Origin of the sequence: Nonomuraea sp. NEAU-A123, assembly GCF_018603905.1 — a bacterium.
Lineage (GTDB): Bacteria > Actinomycetota > Actinomycetes > Streptosporangiales > Streptosporangiaceae > Nonomuraea.
The window spans coordinates 230,626-253,599 of the sequence record NZ_JAHFZZ010000011.1; the positions used below are offsets into that span (position 1 = coordinate 230,626).

Here is a 22,974-nt window from a genome sequence, read left to right on the forward strand (position 1 = left end):
CGGGAATCGTGGGTAGCGCCAACGGATTGGCTAGACTTCCCGCATGGAGACAGCCCCCAGCCGCCTGCGCGGGAAAGCCAGTTGGCTGATCAACAAGACCTCGCTGCACGCGCACCGGCTGATCACCGAGGGGCTGAGCCCGATCGACGCCCGGGGCTACCACTTCGCGATACTCGCCGCGCTGGAGGAGTATGGTCCCGCGAGCCAGGCGAGCCTCAGCCAGCGCTGCGGGATCGACCGCAGCGACACCGTCGCGATGGTCAACGAACTCGCCGATCAGCAGCTGGTCGTACGCGCTCCCGATCCGGACGACCGGCGGCGCAACGTCATCACCATGACCCCGGAGGGTCGCCGGCGGCTCGATCAACTGGACGCCGTGCTGGGCGAGGTCCAGCGCGACCTGCTGGCCCCGCTGTCACCCGCCGACCGCGAGCGGCTGGTCGAGCTGCTGGGCCGCGTCCTGGACCACCACACCTCGTCGAGCAGGTGACCGGGCGCACCGGATCTTCTCGATAGGCTGTTCCAAAGTCCGGCATCACCTGCCGGGCGAGCCAGGCGTAGAAGGCGGTGAAGGCACTGGACGCCCTGGAGCGCCTGGGCCTGCTCTCGGAAGTGTCCAAGGCGATGAACAGCAGCCTGGACGCCGACACGGCCCTGCACCGCCTGGCCCGGCTCCTGGTGCCCCGGCTGGCCGACTGGTGCGCGGTCGACCTGGTCGAGAACGACACCGTCCGGCGGGTGAGCGTGGCCCATCGCGGCTCGCACGCGCAGGCCGCGGGCCTGCCGGACGTCCTCGGACCGCTGCCCCTGGACGTGGAGACGCCGCTGCTGCGCGCGCTGCGCAGCTCCGGCCCGCTGCTGATCAACTCCGCGTCGGCGGACAGCCCGGACGACGGCACGCTCCGCGAGGCCCGTGTGCTGCTCCACCGGCTGCTGGGCGCCGACTCCGCGTTCGTGGCCCCCATCCGCGTGCGCGGCAACGTGCTGGGCGCGCTGACCCTGGTACGCGTCCAGCCGGGCGCCGCCTTCACTCTCGACGACCTGCCGGTGGTCGAGGACCTGGCCCACCGCGCGGGGCTCGCCCTGGACAACGCGCGCCTGTACGGCCTGCAGCACGAGATGGCCTACCGGCTCCAGCATTCGCTCCTGCCCCAGTTGCCGGACGTCCACCCGCTGCGACTGGCCGCCCGCTACCTGCCGGCCCGCCAGTCCTCCCGGGTCGGCGGCGACTGGTACGACGCCTTCGTCCTTTCCGGCGGAGCGGTCACCCTGGTGATCGGCGACGTCGCCGGTCACGACATCGCCGCGGCCGCGCAGATGAGCGAGGTCCGCAACATGCTCCGCGCGCTGGCCTTCGACCGGCGCGAGCCGCCGAGCGGCATCGTGACCCGCCTGGACCGGGCGCTCACCGGCCTCGGCGGCGGCTTCATCGCGACCATGGTGCTGGCCCGGGTGGAAGGCCCGCCGGGCGGGCCCTGGCGAATGCGCTGGACCAACGCCGGCCATCCGGCGCCGCTGTTGATCACCCGTGAGGGCGGCACCCGCTTCCTCGAGGACGGCCGCGCGACCCTGCTCGGCGTCGACGCGGCCCTTCCCCGGCAGAACGCCGTCGAAGCGCTGCCGCCCCACTCGACCGTCGTGCTCTACACCGACGGGTTGATCGAACGCCGCACCGAGCCGTTGGAACGCGGCATGACCAGGCTGCGCAGGCGGGCCGCCGCGCTGGCCGGGGCCGAGGTCGAGACGTTCTGCGACGAGCTGCTGGCCGCGAACGGCACCGCCAACGAGGACGACATCGCCCTGCTGGCCGTCCGTCTGCCCGGCCGCTCATGAAGGCGGTCGCCGCGGTGGCCGCGTGTCGGCCCATCGACGGGGGGTACGTGCTATCCTGAACTCAGTTGCAGTTCTGGTACCCAATGAACTTTGTGTGCGCCTGACGGGACGTAGCCCTCGGGCGCATTTTGTTTGCCGGTCATTTCCGGATGGGTCATTTCGGCGACGTGGGGCCCGTGACGTGCGGGTTCTGACTACTGCGCCTATCCAAGAGGAGATCGACATGGCGACTGGCACCGTGAAGTGGTTCAACGCAGAAAAGGGTTTCGGCTTCATCGAGCAGGACGGCGGCGGCGCTGACGTCTTCGCCCACTACTCGAACATCGCCGCCCAGGGCTTCCGCGAGCTGCAGGAAGGCCAGAAGGTCAGCTTCGACATCACCCAGGGCCAGAAGGGCCCGCAGGCCGAGAACATCGTTCCCGCCTGACGTTACGCACAACGAGCCGGGGCTCGCACCTGAAGAGGTGCGGGCCCCGGCTCGTTCGCGTTGTGGGCCCGAGTCGCGGGCGCGGCGCCCCGTGAGGATTAATGTCGGCGAAACCGCACGTCACGTGGCCGCGAAACAGCCGGCTGCCATCCTGCCTCCATGAGCGATGCGAAAGATGTAGATCGGGCGCACACTCCTGAGCAGGCCACCGCCTCGTGGAAGCGTGAGGTCGTAGAGCTGGCGGTGCTGTTCGTCGCGGTCGGTCTTGCCCACCTGTTCGCCACTCTTATGGGGCACTCCGCCCCGGGCCCCGCGGTGCTGATCGCACTCGGTGCGGGGCTGATCGTCTGCGCCTTCGTCCACAAACGGCTCGGCGCGCGGCGCGGAACCCGGCGCCCCGCCGCCGAAGTGATCGATATCGAGGGAGGCCGGCCCATGAAGCTGTGGCGTATCCGCACTCGGGTGGTCGACCGTCCGGGCCGGCTGGCGGAACTGGCGGCGGCGTTCGCCAGGCTGGACTGCAACGTCCTGGCCCTGCACATCGCCGCGACGGGCAGCAGCGCGATCTCTCCGTCCGGCTGCGACGCGCTGGACGAGTTCGTGGTCGAGGCGCCCGCTGAGCTGAGCGAGAAGAACCTGCGGTCGGCGGTCGACAAGGCCGGCGGGCTCGACATCGTCATCGTCCGCGCGTACGTCAAAGATCTGGTAGATCTCGGTGTCCAGGCCCTCGTCCTGGCCCACGCCGTCAGCGAGGATCCCGAGCAGTTGCCCCACGCGATGGCGGAGCTCCTGCGCGCCACGGACGTCCAATGGCGACTGCCCGGAGACACCGTCGCCGACGGTGGCGAGTCCGGCACCACCATGGTGATCTCCGTCCATCCCGAACGGGCGCTCCTGGTCAGCCGCCCCGCATTGCCGTTCACGCCGGCGGAGGCGGCCCGAGCCGCCGCGCTGGCCGCCAGCGTGAGACAGCGGCGCTACTCCGACTGAACACCGACTCGCGACCACCCGGGCCCGGGCACCGCATACCATCTCTATGATGACTACATATAGTCATCTCATGATCGCAGAGGGTTGATGGATGGTTGCTCGGGCCGTTTCAGCCGGGTGATCGCGGAGCAGGATGAGATCACCCGGGAGCGCATCCAGACGGGACGCCGGGTTCTACGGAAGGAATCGGCAATGTTCAAGAGCTGTCTGCGCAACCGGCGCGCCGCGCTCGTCGCCACCTGGGTGGCGTCGGTGAACGCCTCGGCGGGAGGCTTCACGACGGGCGCCGGCACCCCCGCTGAGACCATTCCCAACACGGATGTTCTGTACTGGTCCGGCACCGCGACCGCCACCACCTTCGTCCCCGGCCAGGTCAACGCGGCGGCCGCGCAAGCGCTGAACGTATCGCGCATCGCCTTCAGCAAGACCACCGGCTCTGGTGACAACTCCGCCGTCTGGAATCCGACGATCGTCATCGATGTCCCCGCCCAAGCGGTGGAAGGCACCTGTACCGGCACGGTGAACCACTCCGTCGCCTAGTTCGTATGCCTATTTCGCTGTTGCGCAGGCCCGTCTCCGTGACGCTGACGGCGCTCCTGCTGCATGTGGTGATCAGCGCTCCCGCGGTCGCGGACTCGGGGAGCCGAGACGGGGCGAGTTCGAGCGGTAGGGACAGCATCGGCATCAAGCTGCTGGAGGTTCCCGCCAACTGGATGGACGACCCGCGTTCGCACGCCTTCATCGTCGACCATGTCAATCCCGGCACCACCTTCACCCGGAGCTTCGAGGTCTTCAGCACCTCACGCGAGCCTCAGCACGTGGAGTTGTACGCGGCCGCCGCCGGTATCAAGGACGGCCGCTACACCTTCGCGCCGGACCGCACCTCCAACGAGCTGAGCGAGTGGGTCAGGCTCAACCGTTCGTCCGTCGACCTGCCGGCGAACGGCAGGACGCGGGTGAAGGCGACCGTCGCCGTGCCGGAATGGGCCAGCAAAGGAGAGCGGTACGCCGTCGTATGGGCACAGGTCTCCTCGGACAGGCCTGGATCGAAGGGACACGTGAAGCTCGTCCATCGCGTCGGGATCCGTTCCTATCTCGACGTGGGTTTGGGCGGGGAGCCGCCCTCGGACTTCGAGATCGGCGAGGTGGTGCCAAGGCGGACCGAAGACGGACAGCCGCAGATCGTGGTGGACGTCTCCAACACCGGCGAACGCGCGCTCGACTTCGACGGAGAGCTGTCGCTGTCGGACGGGCCGAGCTTTCTGCGCGCCGGCCCCTTCCCGGTCAATCGTGACACCACCCTGGCGCCCGGGGGCCAGGGAAACGTCATCGCACTGATGGGCAAGGACCTCCCCGCCGGGCCGTGGAAGTTCCACCTCACCCTTCGCAGCGGCCGGGTCAGCCGCACGGCGAACGGAGCGCTTACCTTCCCCGAAAAGCCCGGAACGTGGGGCCTGCCGGGGTCGTTGGACTCCCCTTGGACGCTGGCCCTCGCGGCCGCCGGGCTGATAGCCCTCATCGCCGGGGTGATCCTCCTCGTCGCGTTCCGTCGCTTCCGCGCGCGCCGGCCGAGTCCGACATGAGATTTCGCACGATTATAGGGCCCGAATTGATTAGTGCCCGCGTTTCTTTTTCATTGACGCGGTGTCGAGCCCGACTAATCACATAGGTGGCTTATAGGAGAGATGTCCGATCGCTATAGTGTCGGATTGGTGATGATCCTCTGTCTATGAACGTTCTTGTGGCTACAGCGCCTGGCTCACGTTATCTTGTCACGGCGGATACTTCCGTGAACCGGTAGCTCAAGATCGGCAAAGGACGTCGGCTGATGAAAAGCAAGCGCACCTGGCAGGTCATGAGGAATTTCGCCGACAAGGCGCTCCTCAACCTTCCCGTCACGGCACTTCTTGGAATGGCGGTTCCGGGCCTTGGCGTCGCGGTGACACTTGTCGACGGGCAGGCTCATGATGCCGTTGTCTTGGCCTTATTGATGTGCGCGGCGCTCGGCGGACTTTCGATATGGCTGAGGCACACCAGCGATGCCGGCTACAAAGAGGTCGCTGCACGATTGGCCCGGACGCTCTCCGGCGGAGGTCTCCCGGTCATCGTCGCCCTTGGCCGGTTGTGCAGTAAGAACGACACAATCGAGGCGAAGGCCGCAGCCGATATTCTGATCCACCAGATCGTCGCCGCGGCCAGGCGTACCTGCAGTCATGCCAAGCAGCCGAGCTTGACGCGGGCTGCTTACTATAAGTTCGGGCCAGATGGGTATCTTCAACTGGTAAGCGCGCTTTGGGGGGTCGGCTCGCCGCGGACCAGGTTAGGTGTCGATGGTGATCACGATAGAGATCTTCTGCAATTCGCATCGAACCATCTAAGGGTGAAGCGCGTAGATGATATTAGCCTGGAGGATTCCTTCCTCGATGTCCTGGAGATGGGGAAACCCCGGTATAGGAGCTGTATCGCCAGCTCTGTCGGCGTCAAGGAGGCCGGTCTCAAAGAAGGGCTGCTTGTTGTGGTCTCGCCCGAGGCGAAAGCGTTCGAAGATTCGGATGTAGAGACGCTCAGACTGCTCGGCGGGGCGCTGGCCGCAGGTCTGGCGCATGTTCATGGTCTGTGAGACTTTGATGGCAGCGCATAGGAGGGGCAGTCAATGCAGGGAGGGAGCCTAAATGGAAAACGGACCTACGGTGAGTGACGAAGTCATCGAAAGAGCCGAGCAGGTCGCGGACGAGCGGCTCGATGTGGACGAGTATTACACGGACGTCGAACGACGCGCCGTCCTGCTGGTGGAGAACGAAGTCAAGAGGCGCCGCGCGAGACTCCGACTTCGCTGGCGGGCCACCGAAGCTTGATCGCTGGAAGTCCCCCGAGCGGCGGCGCCTGCGTTGCTGTCAACGGGTATGACTACGCAGCGCAGGCAGTTGCGGTCCCTACCCCTGAGGTTGGCTCGCGTTGTCCTTCGCCACCCGACTCAGCCGGACCGCTCGGCGGCGGTGGGCTTCAGCTGGATCGCACGGACCCTTTCGACATCGAGCTTCACCGACCGATCGAAGGTGTAGATGCCGTTCTGCTCTTGGAACACGTCGGTGAGCTGCGTATAGCAATAGCCAAACATGTCCGGATTGTCGAGTAATGCGCCGACGAGGCCGCCGAACCGCGCGTAGAACTCCTCTTCGCCGTTCGGACGGTTGCCGTATCCCCACGACCGATCGAGCGAATCACCGCCATCGTCGGCGCCCGGAACCCACCAGATCCCACCGAACTCGCTGACGAAGTACGGTTGCCCCCGATAGGCAGCGGACATCGGCTGCCCACCGTCCGGGCTCGTGTTCATGAACGGCCGCCCCGAGGCTAGGCCGGCATGGTTCGCGGCGAAGACCGCCGGCTCCTGCTCATAGTCGTGCGAGTCGACGACGTCGGTCTCCGGGACGCGGTGCGCGTAGCCCGACACGTCCAGCACGGGGCGCGTCGGATCGGCGAGCTTCGTCGCCAGCCACATCGCCCGCGTCACGTCGTCGAGCTGGGTGATCCGGTCTGTCAGGATCTGCGAGGTCTCGTTCAGCGGGCACCAGCCGACGATCGACGGGTGGCTCAGGTCGCGGCGCACGGCTTCGAGCCATTGCGTCACCATCGAGGCCGTCGGCTGCTGGTTGTCCCCGGCCGGTCCGAAGGTGTCGACCCCCCAGTCGCCGAACTCCCCCCAGACCAGATAGCCCAGCCGGTCGGCGTGATAGAGGTATCGCTCCTCGAACACCTTCTGGTGGAGCCGGGCCCCGTTGAAGCCCGCCGCGATGCCGAGCTCGATGTCGTGGGCGAGCGCGCGGTCGCTCGGGGCCGTCATCAGCGACTGCGGCCAATACCCTTGATCGAGTACGAGCCGCTGGAACACCGGCCGGCCGTTGAGCAGCAGCCGGTTGCCGTCGATCGAGACCGAACGCAGCCCGGCGTACGATCTGACCTCGTCGACCACGGCCCCACCGGCGTCGAGGATCTGGACGGTCAGGCCGTACAGGTGCGGGTCCGCCGGCGACCAGGTCCGTGCCGAGCCTTCCGGCAGCCGCAGGGTGAGCTGGGGGGAGAGGTCGAGATCCGCGCGCACCTCCGCCTCGGCCAGGACGGCGCCGGCTGGACTGTTCGTGTCGTGATCGTAGGTCTCGGTGAGCCGGAGCCGGATACGGTGACCGGGCCGGTTGGCCGGCAACAGGACGGTGACGTCGAAGCTGTCCGACGCCAGCCGGGGCACGACCCGCACCTCGCGGGCATGGACGCCGCCGACCGGCTCCAGCCACACGGTCTGCCAGATCCCCGTCGTCCTGGTGTACAGGCAGCCCGCGTTGGCGAACTGCCTTGACTGCTTGCCCCGCGCCTGCGGGCTGTGGCGGCTGTCCCGGGCCCGGACCACGATCACGGCCTGCTCGCCCGGCACGGCCACGCCGGTGACATCGGCCGTGAACGGGGTGAAGCCGCCCCGGTGCCGGACGACCTCGCGGCCGTTGACCCAGACGGTCGCGTCATGGTCGACGGCGCCGAAATGCAGCAGCACGGTGCGCCCGGACCACGCGGCGGGAACGCGGACCGTCCGCCGATACCAGACCGCCTCCATGAAGTCGACGTTCGCGACGCCGGACAGCTCGGTCTCCGGGGCGAAGGGCACGGTGATCCGGCCCGACAGCTCACGTTCGACCAGTCCGCGTTCGAGACCGGAGTCGGCGGCGTCGATCTCGAACTGCCAGTCGCCGTTCAGATTCAGCCAGTCCGTACGCATCAGGGAGGGCCGCGGATACTCCGGGCGTGGCAGGGTCGAAGGCATCGCTTCCGTCACGTCGAGTGGGGCCTTTCTCGAGATCGGCGACATACGTCCCGGATCACTCTTCCAGCAGGCCGCGGCGCGACGCCAGGCGGGCGCGGGACCCGACGGTCACGGTGGCTCCGTGCCGGGCTCGCGCTGACCGGCGTTCGCCGTGGCGGGTGCCTCCGGGCTGCGCAGGCCCGCGGCGGCGACGGCGATGAAGGCGCAGATCCCGAGCATGGTCGCCCAGACGCCGTGATAGGCGCCGATCACGCCGACGCGGTGCCCCGACAGGACCAGCACGAGCGCCGACACGCCGATGACCGCGCCGCAGGCCCGCGAGGTGACGGACAAGGCGGTGCCGGTGGCGAGCCGCGCGGGCGGGATCTCGGCGACGGCGGCCCCGCTGAGCGACGTGACCAGCACGGCGACGCCCACCCCGGTGACGACGACCGCGGGGAAGACCACCGTGAGGTACGCCTGGCCGCCTCCGGTCGCGACCGCCAGGTAGGCCGTGGCGAGCGACAGCAGCACGACACCGCACAGCGCCAGCCTGCGATGCCCGGCTTTCGCCGCCAGCCGTCCGGCGATCGGCGCGGTGAGGACCTGCGCGACCGCCCCGGGAGTGACGGCGAGCCCCGCCTGGGTCTCGGAATATCCCCAGATCCTGGTCAGGAACAGGATATTGGCCAGCGGCAGGGCGAACATCACCAGGCCGAGCAGGAACATCGCGAGGTTGGCCCGCTGAGTGCTCCGGGCCCGGAGGATTCTCAGGTCCACGATCGGAGCGGGGTGCGAGCGCGCCCGCCGGACGAACAGCACGCCGACGACGATGCCCGCGACGAGAGCGGTGATCGTACCCGGGCTGCCCGGCCCCCACGCGTCACTCTGCACGATGGCCAGTGAGGGCAGGCCGATCGCCGCCACCAGCAGGATCAGGCCGACGATGTCCGGCAGCCTGGACGGGGTGGACGGGGTGGACGGGGGCGTGCGGGCCAGGGTCCGCCACGCGCCGGCCAGCACGACGAGCCCGACCGGCAGGTGCAGGAAGAACACCGTGCGCCAGTCCCAGACGCCGACCAGCAGACCGCCGAGCGAGGGCCCGGAGGCGGTCGCCACCGACTGCGTCGCGCTCCACAGCCCGATCGCCGTGCCGCGCCGCTCCGGCGGGTAGTACGGCAGGATCAGGGCCAGGGTCAGCGGAGTGATCACGCCGCCGCCCACGCCCTGCACGACCCTGGCGGCGATCAGGATGCCGGCCGAGGGGGCGATCGCGCACAGGGCGGCGCCGATCACGAACACCGTCAGCCCGGCGAGGAAGACCCGGCGATAGCCGAACCGATCGGCCAGGCCGCCCGCCGGCAGCAGCGCCGCCGTGAACGTGATCGCGTAGCCGTTGAACACCCACGAGAGTTCCGGCAGCCCGCTGCTCGGAAAGCTCCGGAGCATGTCGGGGAAGGCGATGTTCGCCAGTTGTACGTCGATCGCACCGAGAAAGGCGCTCCCGCACAGCACCGCCAGCGGGAGCGCCCGGGATCCGCGCATCTCAGCTGGACGCCGCGCCGAACCGCTCGCGGAGCTCGACCTTCCGGATCTTGCCGGTGAGGGTCCGTGGCATCGCCTCGACGAGTTCGAGGCGCTCGGGCCAGAACCAGCTGTTCACCCCGGCGTCCTTCAGGTGGGTCCGCAGGTCCTCCAGCGTGGGCGGCTCACCCGACGGCGTCACGACGGCGCACACCAGCTCGACCAGCTTCGGATCCGGGATGCCGATGAGCGCGATGTCCCGGACGGCGGGGTGCCTGCCGAGCACCGCCTCGATGTCGCTGACCGGCAGCTTGAGACACATGTTCGCGATGATGACGTCCTTGGTCCGGCCGGAGATGCGCACGCCGCCGTAGCCGTCGTCGCGGGCGAGGTCGCCGGTGTCGAACCAGCCGTCCGGCGTGAGTGACTTGGCGTAGATCTCGTCGCGCCGGTAGTAGCCGAGGCATTGGGCCGCGCCGCGTACCTGCAACGCGCCGATCTCGCCGGCCGGGACCGGCTGGTTCTCCTCGTCGACGATGCGCGCCTGCATGCCGGCCACGACGGTGCCGTCGCTCTCTCCGGCCCGCTCCGGCGGGTCTTCGGGCCGGGTCATGGTGACGCCGCCGTTCTCGGTCATGCCCCACAGCGCGTACACCCGTACTCCGAGGATCTCGCTCACCTGCTCCACCAGGTGCGGCGGGACGGGCGCCGAGCCGGACACGAAGATCTGCAGAGTGGGGATCTTCCGCGGATTGGCCTTCTGCTCCTCGCTGATCTCCCGGGCGAAGGGCGGCGTGCCGTAATACATCGTGACGCCGTGCTCGGCCATGAGGTCGAGGTAGACGCCGGGGTTCCAGAGGTCGGCCGTGACCGCGGTGCCGCCCAGCATCAACGCCTGCAGGTACGTCATCACCAGGCCTACATAGTGCATGGAGGTCTGCGCCGTCATGATGACCAGGCTGTCGTCGAGGCCGTACGCGTCCCCGTAGCCGCGGATGGCGGCATGCAGGGTGTTCTGGCTGTGCAGCGCGCCTTTGGGCTCTCCGGTCGTCCCCGAGGTGAACAGGATGAGGAACGGATCGTCCGGACCCAGCGCGCGCCCGGCCAGCTCCGCGGGGTCACCGGGTTCGGGGTCGAGGAGGTGCTCCTCGAATCCGAGGGACCCGGGCGGGCCGTCACCGCCGAGGATGACGACGTGCTCCAGGGTCGGGATCTCGCTCGCGAGCGTCATCGCGGTTTCGGCGGTCGGCAGGTCACCGAGGCGGTTCACGGTGATGAAGACGCGCGCCTCGGTCAGCCGGATCATGAAGTCGAGCTCGCGATGCCGGTAGATGGGGAACTGCGGCGCGATACGCGCGCCGATTTTGACGCAGGCCAGCGTCAGGGGAAGCATTTCCCGGCGATTGGGTAATTGGATCGCGATATAGTCTCCCGGCCGTACGCCAAGACGGATCAGGCCGTGGGCGATTCGGTCGGTCAGCCGGTCCAGTTCCGCGTAGGTGACGACGTCGGTACGGCCGTCGGCGACCCGTCGGCTGATCAGCGCGGGCTTGCCGGGAAATGCCGCCACGTTATGCCGAAGGTCATCCAGGAAGGTCGCGCTCCGCCACCAGCCGTTGCGCCGATATTCCTCATGTGTGTCTGTCACGGCCGTCCGCCTTTCGTCAGGCGCCCCGCGGACGCCTTTGTCTCCTCATTGCCATGAAATTCAAAGTACGGCACATAGGGCGATTCATCGCCGGCCGTCTGATCAGGGTTTCTCCGCAGGAGTGACGAGGAAGAACAGCGTCGGGAGATGGACCGCGACTCCCTCCCAAACCTCCGCGCAGACGGCCACCCCCGGCCGGGCGAACGTGCCGGGCGGCGGCTCGGCCACGCGGATCACCGAGCGACGCCCGTCGAGCAGCCTGGCCGCCACGGAGATGTCACCGACGAGGGCGGACCCCGGGCTGATCCACCGGTTACGGCAGATCTTCATGCCGTTGCCCGTCGCCAGGTCCGCCAGCAAGCCGTTGCGGCCGACGAGCCAGTGGTAGTAGTCGTTCGGGTTGATGATCATCGCGTGCGGTGTGGCCCCCGACTGCTCGACCTCGTCACAGGCGGCCAGAATCCCGGCGACGTAGTCGGTGTCGTAGGGGAGCCGGGCGATCTCCGGGTGGTGGAGCAGGTGGTTGGTCAGCGCGAGGTTCTCCGCGGTGGCGAGCCGTACCAGTAATCGGTAGTCGAGGAAGGTGGCCAGCGCGGCCGGGTCGTCGGCCAGCCCGTCGGGGATCTGCACCCACGCCTGGATCGGGTGCACCCCGGCCTCGGCCATGCCGAACCTGAACGCCGCCTCGCGGCGGACGTCGGCGTCGCGTACCGCCTTCCGCTCCTCTTCGCTGGGCGGGGACTCCGTCCAGAACCGGGCGACGTCGTCGGCGGGGCGGACCTTGAGCAGGTTGCGCACGGTCAGCCGGGGCCGGTCCTTGGTCGGCTCGTGTGCCTCGGTGATGGTGTAGTCGAAGGTCACCTCCGCGTGGCGGGGATCGGCCGCGAACGCCCGCGCGAATGCCTCGCCCGGGGACTGCTTCACGGTCGGCGCGCCGGCTGGGGCTGTGTCCGTTGACATTGATGCTCCCGGTCAGAAGTCGTGCTGGATGAGCCGCTGGTAGAAGGGCAGATGGTGGTCGTAGAAGGCCTTGAGGGCGGGGTGGTTGTCGACGGTGTCCGGGTAGGTGTTCCGGCGGTCCTCGAAGCCGGCGCTGCTGCTCGCGTCGAGATGCCATCGGCGGGTCCGCCGCCACTCGGGCCGATCCCCGGAGTCCCACGTGAGCGCCCGGGGGAGGAACGGCAGGCCGGCGTACGCGCAGAAGACCTCGGCCACCTTCGCCGGCTCCCGCACCAACCGCTCCGTGCGGATGACGAGCGGCTCGCGCCCGGTGGCCGACCAGACCAGCTCGAACAGCCGGTACAGGCGCTCGTAGCCGATCTCCGCGCAGGTCACCGCCGGTTTGATCGCGTAGTGCGAGCTGATGGTCGGCTTGGGGTCGCGGACGATGAACGTGTGGACGATCCCGGCGAGCTCGTCGGGGTGGTCGAAGAGGTAGGGGTACTCGTAGTCGAGGACCTCCTTGACGAACGCCGGACGGACCCGGGCCAGCTCCTTGAGGCCGGTGAGGAGCTCCTTCTCGGAGCGTGCCGTTGCCTGGCCGCCGTCCGGCGACGGAAGCGGGACCGCTCCCTCCTCGGTCAGGGCGAGGAACGGCTCGTGCAGGACGGCCACGTCGCCGCGCTCGATCATCATGCGCTCGAACGCCGTCGAGGCGGAGCGGGAGTGCGCCCACATGATGATCACCGGGTTCACCCCGACCACCAGGCCGGGACGCGGTCCCAGCGGTGCCGGCGGAGCTCCTGGAGCAGCGGGTCATCGAGCGGCCGGCCATCGCTGACGGCGAGGTTCGCCCGTACATGTGCGGGTCGGCGCATGCCCGGGATGACCGTGCTGACCGCCGGATGATTGAGGATGAACCGGAGGGCGAGCTCGGGGAGCGACATGCCCTCGGGGACGGCCGCCTTGAGGCGCTCGGCCCGCTCGACGCTCGGCCGGAGATTCTCCGCGCAGAAGTAGGTGCTGCGCCAGTCCTCCTCCGGCCAGGTGCTGCCGGCGCTCAGCGTGCCGGTGAGCGTGCCCTCGTCGAACGGGACGCGGGCGATGATCCCGATGCCGTCGCGCAGCGCGCGGTCGAACAGCTCGTCCTCGGGCGCCTGGTCGAAGATGTTGTAGATCACCTGGATGACGTCGATGAGGCCGGTGTCGAGGGCGGCGAAGCAGTTGGCCGGTTCCCACCGGTTGACGCTGATGCCGACCGCGTCGATGACCCCCTCACGCTTGAGGTCGGTGACGGCCTCCTGCCAGCGCTCGTCGCCCGCCCACCGGTCCTCCCAGGTGTGGAACTGCATCAGGTCGATGCGCGGCACGCCAAGGTTCTCCAGGCTCTTGTGGGTGTACTCCTTGATGTGGTCCGCGGGGTAGGCGTCGTCGAGGGTGTCGTCCGGTCCCGGCGGCCATTCGCGGTTCTTCGGGGGGATCTTCGTGGCTACGTACAGCTTCCGGCCGGGATGTCGGCGGAGCAGCGCGCCGAGCAACTGTTCGCTGATCCCTCGCCCGTACACCCAGGCCGTGTCGAAGAAGGTGCAGCCCAGCGCGACGGCCTCGTCGAGGCAGCGCGGGGCGACGTCGTAGTCCCAGCCGGTGAAGTTGCCGGGGCCGCCGCCGATGCCCCACATGCCGTATCCGACCTCGCTGACTTCCCAGCCGAGGTTTCCCATCTTGCGGTGTCGCATCCCTTGAACCCTCTGTCTTGTCAGCCGGTAGGCACCTGTCGATGTCCTTTCACCGCGCGGCCGCTCGCCAGCCGGGCGTGGTACGCGGTGATCGAGCCGTCCAGGCTGCCGTCGTCGAGCTGCCACCGCTGCTCGAGCCGGCGGCACTCGTCTTTGCGGAACAGCGCGGGATTGTCGGTCAGCAGACCGGCGAACGCCCGCTTCAGTCCGTCCTCGTCCGTGCCCTGCGGGCTGGGCAGGAGTGACGCGAGCGTGGTCAGCTCGCGGTCAGAGCTCGCCCGGCCCGCCTCGCGCACCAGCGTCACGAAGTCCCCGCACGGGATCGGTGCGATGGCCGCGCCCGCGCGCAGCAGGACGTCGTCGAAGCAGACGCTCTCCGCGCGGAAGACGTGCAGGGTACGGCCCCAGGCGGCACGATCGCACACCGCCGCGGCCACGCGTGCCGCCACATAATCGACCGGGGTGTAGTCGGACCGCGTGGCGACGTCCGGCCGGACGCCCAGCCGCAGGAAGGCCGACAGCAGCAGATGGGTGAACGCCACCGGATTCGGATATCCGTTGTCCGCGCTCGGCATCACCTCGCCGAGCCTGAGCACGGTGACCAGCGCGCCCCGGCGCCGGGCCTCGGCGAGGTAACGTTCGGCGATCCACTTGGACCGGCTGTACCCGCCGGCGGGCGTCCTGGCGAGGGACGGTTCGTAGTCCTCGGGGAGGCGGTCGTCCTGCCGGAGCGCCTCGTCCTGGAGCGCCGCGAGCGTCGACACATAGTGCACCGGTACGGGCCGGTAGGCCATCCCGAGCCGGACCAGCTCGATGGTGCCCCGGACGTTGATCTGACGATGGGCGCGGTAGTCGAACAGGAAGTTGACCAGGGCGCCGTTGTGGAGCACCAGGTCGCAGGTGCGTGCCAGGTGTTCCCAGGTACGGGGGGCCAGCCCGAGGCCCGGTAACGCCAGGTCGCCCGCGTACCCCTCGAGCCGGTCGGCGAACCGCGGCTCCCACAGCCCCCGCTCGATGAGCGCCTCGACGACCCGCGCGGTCGCGCCGGTGTCGTCGGCGGCCCGGGCGAGGCAGCGTACCCGCAGGTCAGTGTGGGCCAACAGCTCATGGACCAGGCGGCTGCCGACGAAGCCGGTCGCCCCGGTGACCAGGACGGTCCGCAGCCTCCCCGACCGGTCGGCGGGCCGGATGGGCTCGCCCTCGGGCACCGTCGGGTCGCGGGCCATGAGCACGGACTCGTCCTCGATGGCCACGCCGTCGCGCCGCCGCCGTTCGATCAGGGGGGTCAGCTCGTCCGCTGTGGGGTGGTCGTACAGGTCCTTGACGTCGACCCGTACGCCGCACTCCGCGGTGATCATGTGCACCACGGACAAGGCCTGGATGGAGTCGCCGCCCGCCTCCGCGAAGTGCGCGTCGGCCGTGAGGCCAGGCCGGCCGAGCGCCGACCGCAGCGTCCGCAGGACCTGGTCGGCCAGGGTCGCCGTCGGCGCGCTCTCGGCCAGCCGGGCGGTGTCCTCGGCGAGCCGGCCGTCGAGGACCGCCTGGAGCCGCCCGCGGTCGACCTTGCCGTTGTCGTTCAGCGGCATCTCCGGCAGCAGGAAGAAGTAGCGGGGCATGCTGGTCCTGGGCAGGGTGCGGCGCAGGTGCTCGCTGAGCCCGGCCTCGGTCAGCCCGCTGCCGGAGGCGAACAACGCCAGCGCCTTCGTCCCTGCCTGCTCGGCCACCAGGACCTCGGCCTGCCGTACACCGGGGCACTTCTCGGCCGCCACCTCGATCTCGCCCAGCTCGATCCGGACACCGTGGATCTTGACCTGGAAGTCCTTGCGCCCGGAGAAGAACAACCGGCCCTCGTCATCCAGGTGACCGAGGTCGCCGGTGAGGTAGAGCCGGTCTCCAGGGATGTTCGCCGGAAACGGATTACGGACGAACGCCTTGGCGGTGGAAGTGGGGTCACCCAAGTACCCTTCACCGAGGCAGGCGCCACCGATGGCGATCTCGCCGGTGGCGCCGGGCGGCGCCGGACGCAGGTCGTCGTCGACCACCACGGCATAGCAGTTGTCGATCGGGCGGCCCAGCGGAATCGTGTCCCCATCGGCCGCGGACACGCGGTGGAAGACCATCCCGATGGACGCCTCCGTCGGCCCGTAGCCATTGGTCACCTGAAGGCCCGGCAGCAGCGTCATCAGCCGGTGCACCGCCCGCGAGTTGACCGCCTCGCTGCCGACGATGAGCCGCCGGAGCGACGCGAGCTTCCGCAGCGCCTGCTCGTCGCTGTCCACGATGGCCACCAGCGCGTTGAAGACGCTCGAGACGAAGTCCGCGGTCGTGATGCCGTACTCGGCGATCAGGTCGATGGTGTGCTGCAGGTTGAGGAACTCTCCCTGCACGGGCAGGACGGTGTGGCCGCCCGTGGTCAGCGGCCAGAACAACTGCCAGAGCGAGGAGTCGGAGGTGTGCCTGCTGTTCTGCAGGACCACGTCGTCACCGGTCGCGGCGAAGTACCGCGTCATGAAGCGAAACCGGTTGGTCAACCCCGCGTGCCGGTTCATCGCGCACTTCGGCGTGCCCGTGGTGCCCGAGGTGAAGTAGCCGTAGATCAGGTCATCGGGGCCCACCGCCACCCCCGCGCGCCGGGGCGTCGGGTCGATCCGGCCGACCTCGACGGTGACCGCGCGATGCCGTAACTCCCGCGGCAGCGCATCGGCATCGGCGCACAGGATCGGCCCGGGCGGCAGCACCCCGAAGGTGCTGCGGATCCGGTCCTCCGGCCACGACGGGTCGAGCGGTACGAACGCCGCCCCCAGCTTCATCAGCGCCAGGTAGGTGACGGGCAGTTCCAGAGAGTTGACCAGCAGGACCGCGACCACATCGCCCTTGCCCACATCGTGCTCGGCCAGCGTGACCGCCAGGCCGTTCACCAGCTCGTCCAGCCGCCGATAGGTGAGCATCCGGCCGTCGAACGACACCGCCGGGCGCTCGGGATGGCGGTCCACCTGCTCCTCGATCAGCGCCCAGATCGGTTGGAACGCACCGAAGTCAACTGCTTGGCCAGCAAAGCTCCGGAGTCCGGTCATCTCCACCTCTCCCCAAGGAATGCCCCCATGCCGGCCGGGCCCCTTCTGGACCTGAGCCGGTGCCACGCCCCTGGCGCCTTACTCATAGGCGTTCCATGCCGTTCCATGTGCGCTGGTCAAGCAGGGGGCGTTCCGGTGAGAGGTGGGCGTACGCGACATCCGGCGGCGTGCGCCGCGCCGCCGCGGCAGCGATCCGGCCGACGGCGGGTGCGGTCTGCACCCCGTAACCACTGAGCGCGGCCAGCCAGACGAAGCCCGGCGCGTCCGGTGCCTCGCCGACCACCGGCGTCTCGTCCGCCACCGCGCTACGCAGGCCGGCCCACGCGTGCCGGACACTGCGGATCTCCAACGTGGTGGCCTTGTGTAATCGCTCTACCGCGATCGCGACGTCAAGGTCCTCGGGACGGACGTCACCGGGCGGCATCGGCGTCGCGTCGGCCGGCGAGATGAGCAGCCGTCCCGACTCGGGCTTGAAGTAGAAGGTGTCCGCCACGTCGGTGACCATCGGCCAGCGGGTCGCGTCGAGTCCGCCGGGCAGATCGACGAGGAAGGCGGTGCGGCGCAGCGGCCGCAGTCCGACGGGCCGCACCCCCGCGAGCACGGCCACCTCGTCGGCCCACGCCCCGGCCGCGTTGACCAGGATCGGCGCGGCGAACTCGGCCGCGTCGGTGGCCGCCCGCCAGAGCCCGCCGCGCCGGGACAGACTCCGCACCCGCGCCGAGGTGATCACCTGGCCGCCGCGCGCCCGGATGCCGCGGAGAAAGCCCTGGTGGAGCGCGTCCACGTCGATGTCCATCGCCGCGGGTTTCAGCAGGGCGCGGCTGTACCATCCGGACCGCACGATCGGGCAGTGCCGACGCACCTCGTCCGGATCGAGCTCACGGACCGGGGTGGGGGCCGACAGCCCGTCGGCCAGCATCTCGGCGAACCGCTCCGCCGCGTCCACCGCGCCCGCCGGGCACAACGTCAGCACGCCACGCGGGGTCAGCAGCGGACCGTCCGCGAAGCCGGGCGGTGGTGTGGTGAGAAACGGGCGGCTCGCGGTGGTAAGCGCTCGTACGGCCTGATTGCCGAAATACTCGGAGAAGAGCGCGGCCGACCGTCCGGTCGCGTGGTAGCCGGGGGCGTGCTCCATCTCGAGCAGCGTCACACTGCCGGACTCAGCGAGGAAGTATCCCGCGCTGGCACCGGCCATCCCGCCGCCTACGACGAGAAAATCTCTCACGGTGGTAATCGATCATATTTCGGGCCGGATTCGCAAATATTTTCTACATTTCCTGACTATTCGTTGATTATCCGGCGGGGATCTTGCTGGCGCGGCCCGTGCGCGATAGGCGCAGGTAGCGGTTATGGTGCATGACATTAAGGGGAAGAAGATCTTCCGAAACCGATTATGGTCAAATTAGATAAACGGCTTGAAAGTGAGCTAGCTTTCCGTTTTCGGGATATGGACGTCTTTTAGTGGGTTTGGTGGATGCTGAATATTCTGGAGCGTTCCTGAGAGCTGTCGGCCGTCGGCCTTGCCTTTCAGACCGAAAACCTCCGCGGGCGTGACCGCGGAGGTTTTCGGCTGTGCGGAGGGTGGTTCGTGGCCGGGGCCGGCTTCCCGGCACCGTGCGGGGTGGTGGTCAGGCGGGGGTGGCCTCGCGGACCAGCCTCGAGGTCCAGGGGCAGAAGATGCAGCCGGGCAGGAAGGCGCCGCATGCCTCGTCGAGATGCTCCTCGACGTACGACACCGTCGCGTCACAGACCTCGATGGCCATCGCGAAGAAGTCGATCGAGTTCGGGTCGTAGTGGAAGCTCCAGTGCGGGTTGTACGGGGCCGGTCTCTTGACGATCCGGCCTACCACGTGCACCTCGTCCTTCTCCTCGCCCCTGAGGATCCGCCGGGCGTGCTCGATCTTGGTGGGGTCGGTGAGCTGGAAGACGAACGGCGCGTTCTCGATGGTGCGCATCTCGAAGTAGACCGGCGCGACCGCGGCGGCCCGCGACGCTGATGTGGCCTGCGCGCTCTGGAGGGACGCGGGCAGACACGAACGTGCCGTGGCGGCCTGAACCGGCGCGGCCGTAAGTGCGGTCGTGACTGAGACGAGCAACGCGGCGATGACGAGTGATGATGCCGCGCGGGTGGGGATGCGCATCGGCTGCCTTCCAGTCGGGAGAGGTCCTCTGCACCGATTCCCGGCGGCAAAACTACTTAACGTAACTGTTCGACTACATAAAGCTATCGAGTCGAGCGAAGGGTCAGTGATGCACGATCAGCCAGGTGGCGACGGCGGTGACGGTCTCCGAGCGGTTGCCGATGATGTGCGGCCGGCTGCACGGGAACGTGATCGAGTCGCCCTTGGCGAGGGTGACGACCTCCGACTCGAACTCGATCGTGAGCTCGCCGGCGGTGACGGTGCCGACCTCGTAGCCGTCGTGCTTCAGGAACTGGCCGTGGGCGGTGGAGACGGCCTGCGGCGGATAGGTCGACTCGAAGAACTCCACGTCGGGCGTCGGTACGGGGGAGAGCCGGCGGAAGGTCACACCTCCGCTGAGCTGGATGGCCGACACCTCCCACGAGCGGCGGATGGCGAACGCGCGGGCGTCCGCCGGCTCCTCCGGCTCGGCGGAGGCGGTGTCCGGCACGTCGAAGACGGCCGCGAGCGGCACGTCGATGGCCGAGACGTAGCCGATCAGCCTGCTCACCGACGGGCGCATCATGCCCCGCTCGATCTGGGAGACGGCGCTCGCCGAGATGCCCAGCTCGCGCGCCACCGCTCGCAGGGACTTCCCCGACTGGACGCGGAGGTCGCGAAGCCGCTGGCCGAGCAGCTCGTTGCTGACCGCTTCCATGCCCGTATCGCTGGCCATGACCTCCACACCAGTTGTCACAGGGGGTTAACGCGAACGCAATGGATTAAGGCATACGTTAACAGCAAGCGTTAAGCGCTGACTTAACACTTCGTGCGCACTCCCCAAACGGACCTTGATCCAGACCGCACACTACCCTCCAGGATGCCGCAATGACCGAATCCGGCGCCCCACCTCGGCCCAGTCCCGAAGCCCTGATCGAACCGGCGGGCACACCCGCCGAGTCCGGCTACGACCCTCGCCTGACGAACGAGGACCTGGCCCCGCTGAAGAACCAGAGCTGGACGTCGTACAACATCTTCGCCTTCTGGATGTCGGACGTGCACAGCATCGGCGGCTACGTCACCGCGGGCAGCCTGTTCGCCCTCGGCCTGGCGAGCTGGCAGGTGCTGTTCTCGCTCATCGCCGGCATCGTCATCGTCAACGTGTTCTGCAACCTGGTCGCCAAGCCCAGCCAGGCCACCGGCGTGCCGTACCCGGTGATCAACCGAGCCGTCTTCGGCGTGCTCGGCGCGAACATCCCCGCGATCGTCCGCGGCGCCATCGCCATCGCCTGGTACGGCGTGCAGACCTACCTCGCCTCGCAGTCGCTCATCATCATCTTCCTCAAGTTCTGGCCCGCCACGGCGGCGCTGAACGAGGGCGGCTTCCTCGGCCTGCCGCCGCTCGGCTACATCTGTTACGCCATCCTCTGGGTCGCGCAGGCGGCGGTGTTCTGGAAGGGGATGGAGGCGATCCGCCGGTTCATCGACTGGGCGGGGCCCGCCGTCTACGTCGTCATGGTCGTGCTCGCCATCTACTTGGTCAGCAAGGCCGGATGGGAGAACATCAGCCTGGACCTGTCCAAGGGCGAGAGTCTCGGCCTGGGCGAGTCCATCTCGGTCATGCTCGGCGCGATCGCGCTGGTGGTGTCGTACTTCTCCGGGCCGATGCTCAACTTCGGCGACTTCTCGCGGTACGGGCGCTCGTTCGCGGCGGTCAAGAAGGGCAACTTCCTCGGCCTGCCGATCAACTTCCTGTTCTTCTCGCTGCTGACCGTGATCACCGCGTCGGCCACCGTGCCCGTGTTCGGTGAGCTGATCACCGATCCGATCCACACGGTCCAGCGGATCGACACGCCGTTCGCGATCCTGCTCGGGGGCCTCACCTTCGTCCTCGCGACGGTGGGCATCAACATCGTGGCCAACTTCATCTCCCCGGCCTTCGACTTCTCCAACGTCAGCCCGCAACGCATCAGCTGGCGCACCGGGGGCATGATCGCGGCGGTGGGCTCGGTGCTGCTCACGCCCTGGAACTGGTACAGCAACCCGGACGCCATCCACTACACGCTGGGACTGCTCGGCGCGCTCATCGGCCCGCTGTTCGGGATCCTGATCGCCGGCTACTACGTCTGCGCCCGGCAGCGGGTATGGGTGGACGAGCTGTTCACCCTCGACACGGCCGGGCGCTACTGGTTCCGCAACGGCTACAACCCCAACGCGATCTGGGCGATCATCGCCAGCGGGCTGCCCGCCATCGCCTCCGTCCTCGTCCCGAAGATGCTGCTCGACCTCGGAGTCATGACGGTCGATCTGACGTGGATCGCCGACTACAGCTGGTTCATCGGCTGCGGGCTCGGGTTCGTCGCGCTGGTCGTGCTGGAGCGGCGCTCGCCCCGGATCGCCGCCGGTGATCAGGCGCTGGACGGAGCGGCCCAGGCGCGTTGATGACGCACATCAAGGTGATCAATCCCAACACCGCCCGAGCCATGACCGAGGCCATCGGCCTCTGCGCCCGGGCGGTCGCGGCACCCTCGACCACCATCACGGCGGTCAGCCCGAGCATGGGCCCCGCCTCCATCGAGAGCCACTACGACGAGGCGCTGGCCGTGCCGGGCCTGCTCGCCGAGATCGCGGCGGGCGAGCACGCCGGGGTCGATGGATACGTCATCGCCTGCTTCGGCGACCCGGGCCTGCCCGCCGCGCGGGAGCTGGCGTCCGGGCCCGTAGTGGGGATCGCCGAGGCGGCCATGCACGCCGCCACCCTCGTCGGCCGCGGCTTCAGCGTCGTGACGACCCTGTCCAGAACGGTCGGCCGCGCCTGGGACCTCGCCCATCAGTACGGCTTCGCCAACGCCTGCCGTGGCGTGCACGCCTGCGACATCCCGGTACTGGAACTGGACGATCCGGCCTCCGACGCGCGGCGCGTCGTCACCGAGCTGTGCGCCGCGGCCGCCGAGGCGGACGGGAGCGACTCGATCGTGCTGGGCTGCGCGGGCATGGCGGCGTTCTGCGCGGAGGTCTCACGTGAGGTGGGCTTCCCGGTGATCGACGGCGTCGCCGTCGCCACGAAGCTGGTGGAGGCGCTGGTCTCGCTCGGCCTGCGAACCAGCACGCGAGGTGAGTACGCCCCGCCGCGGCCCAAGGAGTACGCAGGTCTCCTGCGCGAGTTCACCGTCGAGTAGGTACCTACGTACTCGGAAATAGGTAGTGATATGGGGATTTATCACATCTCGTCATTGCGGGGCGTGAGAAAGGCTGGTGACCAATACCAGTTCCGCCCGGAAGTGAGGATCGAGGCTCCGCGCCATGTACAAGCACCAGCCCCCCAAGCCCGCCCCCCTACGTTCCCGACCGCGAGGCGCGATGCTTCGCCAGCTACTGCTTGGAGCAGGGATGGGGTCTGCGCTGTCTGGGGATGGTGTGCATGGCCGGCACAGGTTGGAGGATGACCGCCTCGCCGGAGCGCGACGGGCGGCCTCATGGAGGCTCCCGCACAAGCCTTGCTCCGTGCCCAAGGCGCGCCACCTGACCCGTGAACTGCTGAGCGACTGGGGATACACCGGCCAGGGCGAGGTCGCCGAACTGCTCGTCAGCGAGTTGGTCACCAACGCGCTGAAATACGTGCAGGGGACCGTCGACCTCAGCTTTTCCGCTGAGGACGGGCTGCTGCGTGTCGAGGTCGAGGACACCAATCCCGAACTGCCGCGCGTGCGCACACCCCGCCCGGACGACGAGAGAGGACACGGGCTCCGCCTGGTCGAGTTGCTGTCGTGCTGCTGGGGCACCGTCCGCACCGGCCGGGGAAAGGTCGTCTGGTTCGAATTGCCGGCCTGTGCCATCGCCGAAGGCTGAGCCCGCAAGCCCGCACTCCTGAAAGGCAACGAGAGAGAGTCC

The 22,974-nt window shown here is 68.6% G+C and carries 21 protein-coding genes; 11 read left to right on the forward strand and 10 right to left on the reverse strand.

The features are described 5' to 3' along the window. The first annotated feature begins 43 nt into the window (after positions 1–43). From KLK06_RS32800 to KLK06_RS32835, 8 genes are all read left to right on the forward strand, one after another. Positions 44–490: a MarR family winged helix-turn-helix transcriptional regulator gene (locus KLK06_RS32800; RefSeq protein ID WP_214638977.1), complete on the forward strand. Its 447-nt coding sequence runs from the start codon at positions 44–46 to the stop codon at positions 488–490. A gap of 77 nt (positions 491–567) precedes the next feature. Continuing rightward, entirely contained in the window at positions 568–1,833 is a 1,266-nt protein-coding gene (locus tag KLK06_RS32805; protein WP_214638976.1) for a PP2C family protein-serine/threonine phosphatase, read from the forward strand. 223 nt (positions 1,834–2,056) lie between these two features. Then, positions 2,057–2,260, forward strand: a complete 204-nt coding sequence (locus tag KLK06_RS32810; protein WP_030475722.1) for a cold-shock protein — start codon at positions 2,057–2,059, stop codon at positions 2,258–2,260. Positions 2,261–2,419: 159 nt separating this feature from the next. After that, positions 2,420–3,250 (forward strand): ACT domain-containing protein, encoded by an 831-nt coding sequence (locus KLK06_RS32815; RefSeq protein WP_214638975.1) that lies wholly within the window; start codon positions 2,420–2,422, stop codon positions 3,248–3,250. A gap of 117 nt (positions 3,251–3,367) precedes the next feature. Continuing rightward, a complete protein-coding gene (locus KLK06_RS32820) occupies positions 3,368–3,790 on the forward strand; it encodes a hypothetical protein (protein WP_214638974.1) in 423 nt (140 codons plus the stop codon). A 5-nt stretch (positions 3,791–3,795) separates the two neighbouring features. Next, positions 3,796–4,833, forward strand: a complete 1,038-nt coding sequence (locus tag KLK06_RS32825) for a hypothetical protein (protein ID WP_214638973.1) — start codon at positions 3,796–3,798, stop codon at positions 4,831–4,833. A 245-nt stretch (positions 4,834–5,078) separates the two neighbouring features. Next, positions 5,079–5,870 carry a hypothetical protein gene (locus tag KLK06_RS32830; protein WP_214638972.1) on the forward strand — a complete coding sequence of 264 codons (792 nt, stop codon included), beginning with the start codon at positions 5,079–5,081 and terminating at the stop codon, positions 5,868–5,870. A 70-nt stretch (positions 5,871–5,940) separates the two neighbouring features. Continuing rightward, on the forward strand, positions 5,941–6,105 hold the full coding sequence (locus KLK06_RS32835) for a hypothetical protein (RefSeq protein ID WP_214638971.1): 165 nt from the start codon (positions 5,941–5,943) through the stop codon (positions 6,103–6,105). 119 nt (positions 6,106–6,224) lie between these two features. Here KLK06_RS32835 and KLK06_RS32840 read toward each other — a convergent pair whose 3' ends face one another. From KLK06_RS32840 to KLK06_RS32885, 10 genes are all read right to left on the reverse strand, one after another. Then, positions 6,225–8,063: a glycoside hydrolase family 2 protein gene (locus KLK06_RS32840; protein ID WP_250906187.1), complete on the reverse strand. Its 1,839-nt coding sequence runs from the start codon at positions 8,061–8,063 to the stop codon at positions 6,225–6,227. 108 nt (positions 8,064–8,171) lie between these two features. After that, positions 8,172–9,587 carry a DHA2 family efflux MFS transporter permease subunit gene (locus tag KLK06_RS32845; RefSeq protein WP_214638969.1) on the reverse strand — a complete coding sequence of 472 codons (1,416 nt, stop codon included), beginning with the start codon at positions 9,585–9,587 and terminating at the stop codon, positions 8,172–8,174. Between the two features lies 1 nt (position 9,588). Next, positions 9,589–11,214 (reverse strand): AMP-binding protein, encoded by a 1,626-nt coding sequence (locus tag KLK06_RS32850; RefSeq protein ID WP_214638968.1) that lies wholly within the window; start codon positions 11,212–11,214, stop codon positions 9,589–9,591. 102 nt (positions 11,215–11,316) lie between these two features. Continuing rightward, positions 11,317–12,174: a family 3 encapsulin nanocompartment shell protein gene (locus tag KLK06_RS32855; RefSeq protein WP_214638967.1), complete on the reverse strand. Its 858-nt coding sequence runs from the start codon at positions 12,172–12,174 to the stop codon at positions 11,317–11,319. A 12-nt stretch (positions 12,175–12,186) separates the two neighbouring features. Next, complete coding sequence (locus KLK06_RS32860; protein ID WP_214638966.1) at positions 12,187–12,909, reverse strand: hypothetical protein; 723 nt, start codon at positions 12,907–12,909, stop codon at positions 12,187–12,189. Further along, the gene (locus KLK06_RS32865) at positions 12,906–13,889 is read right to left on the reverse strand and encodes an aldo/keto reductase (RefSeq protein ID WP_214638965.1); all 984 of its coding nucleotides are present in this window, start codon (positions 13,887–13,889) and stop codon (positions 12,906–12,908) included. Before KLK06_RS32865 ends, KLK06_RS32860 begins: the two co-directional genes overlap by 4 nt. 20 nt (positions 13,890–13,909) lie before the next feature. Next, positions 13,910–16,963, reverse strand: a complete 3,054-nt coding sequence (locus tag KLK06_RS32870) for an amino acid adenylation domain-containing protein (protein ID WP_214638964.1) — start codon at positions 16,961–16,963, stop codon at positions 13,910–13,912. 82 nt (positions 16,964–17,045) lie between these two features. Beyond that, positions 17,046–18,188: an FAD-binding oxidoreductase gene (locus KLK06_RS32875; RefSeq protein ID WP_214638963.1), complete on the reverse strand. Its 1,143-nt coding sequence runs from the start codon at positions 18,186–18,188 to the stop codon at positions 17,046–17,048. A gap of 403 nt (positions 18,189–18,591) precedes the next feature. After that, on the reverse strand, positions 18,592–19,104 hold the full coding sequence (locus tag KLK06_RS60345) for a calmodulin-binding protein (protein ID WP_250906186.1): 513 nt from the start codon (positions 19,102–19,104) through the stop codon (positions 18,592–18,594). 103 nt (positions 19,105–19,207) lie between these two features. Beyond that, positions 19,208–19,819 (reverse strand): helix-turn-helix domain-containing protein, encoded by a 612-nt coding sequence (locus KLK06_RS32885; protein WP_214638962.1) that lies wholly within the window; start codon positions 19,817–19,819, stop codon positions 19,208–19,210. A gap of 152 nt (positions 19,820–19,971) precedes the next feature. On the opposite strand from KLK06_RS32885, the gene KLK06_RS32890 reads away from it, so the two are divergent. The 3 genes from KLK06_RS32890 (at position 19,972) to KLK06_RS32900 (ending at position 22,932) form a co-directional block, all read left to right on the forward strand. Then, a complete protein-coding gene (locus tag KLK06_RS32890) occupies positions 19,972–21,525 on the forward strand; it encodes an NCS1 family nucleobase:cation symporter-1 (RefSeq protein WP_214638961.1) in 1,554 nt (517 codons plus the stop codon). Then, the gene (locus KLK06_RS32895; RefSeq protein WP_214638960.1) at positions 21,525–22,262 is read left to right on the forward strand and encodes an aspartate/glutamate racemase family protein; all 738 of its coding nucleotides are present in this window, start codon (positions 21,525–21,527) and stop codon (positions 22,260–22,262) included. The genes KLK06_RS32890 and KLK06_RS32895 overlap by 1 nt, the downstream gene beginning before the upstream one ends. A gap of 211 nt (positions 22,263–22,473) precedes the next feature. Next, positions 22,474–22,932, forward strand: a complete 459-nt coding sequence (locus KLK06_RS32900) for an ATP-binding protein (RefSeq protein WP_374197168.1) — start codon at positions 22,474–22,476, stop codon at positions 22,930–22,932. Positions 22,933–22,974: the final 42 nt, after the last annotated feature.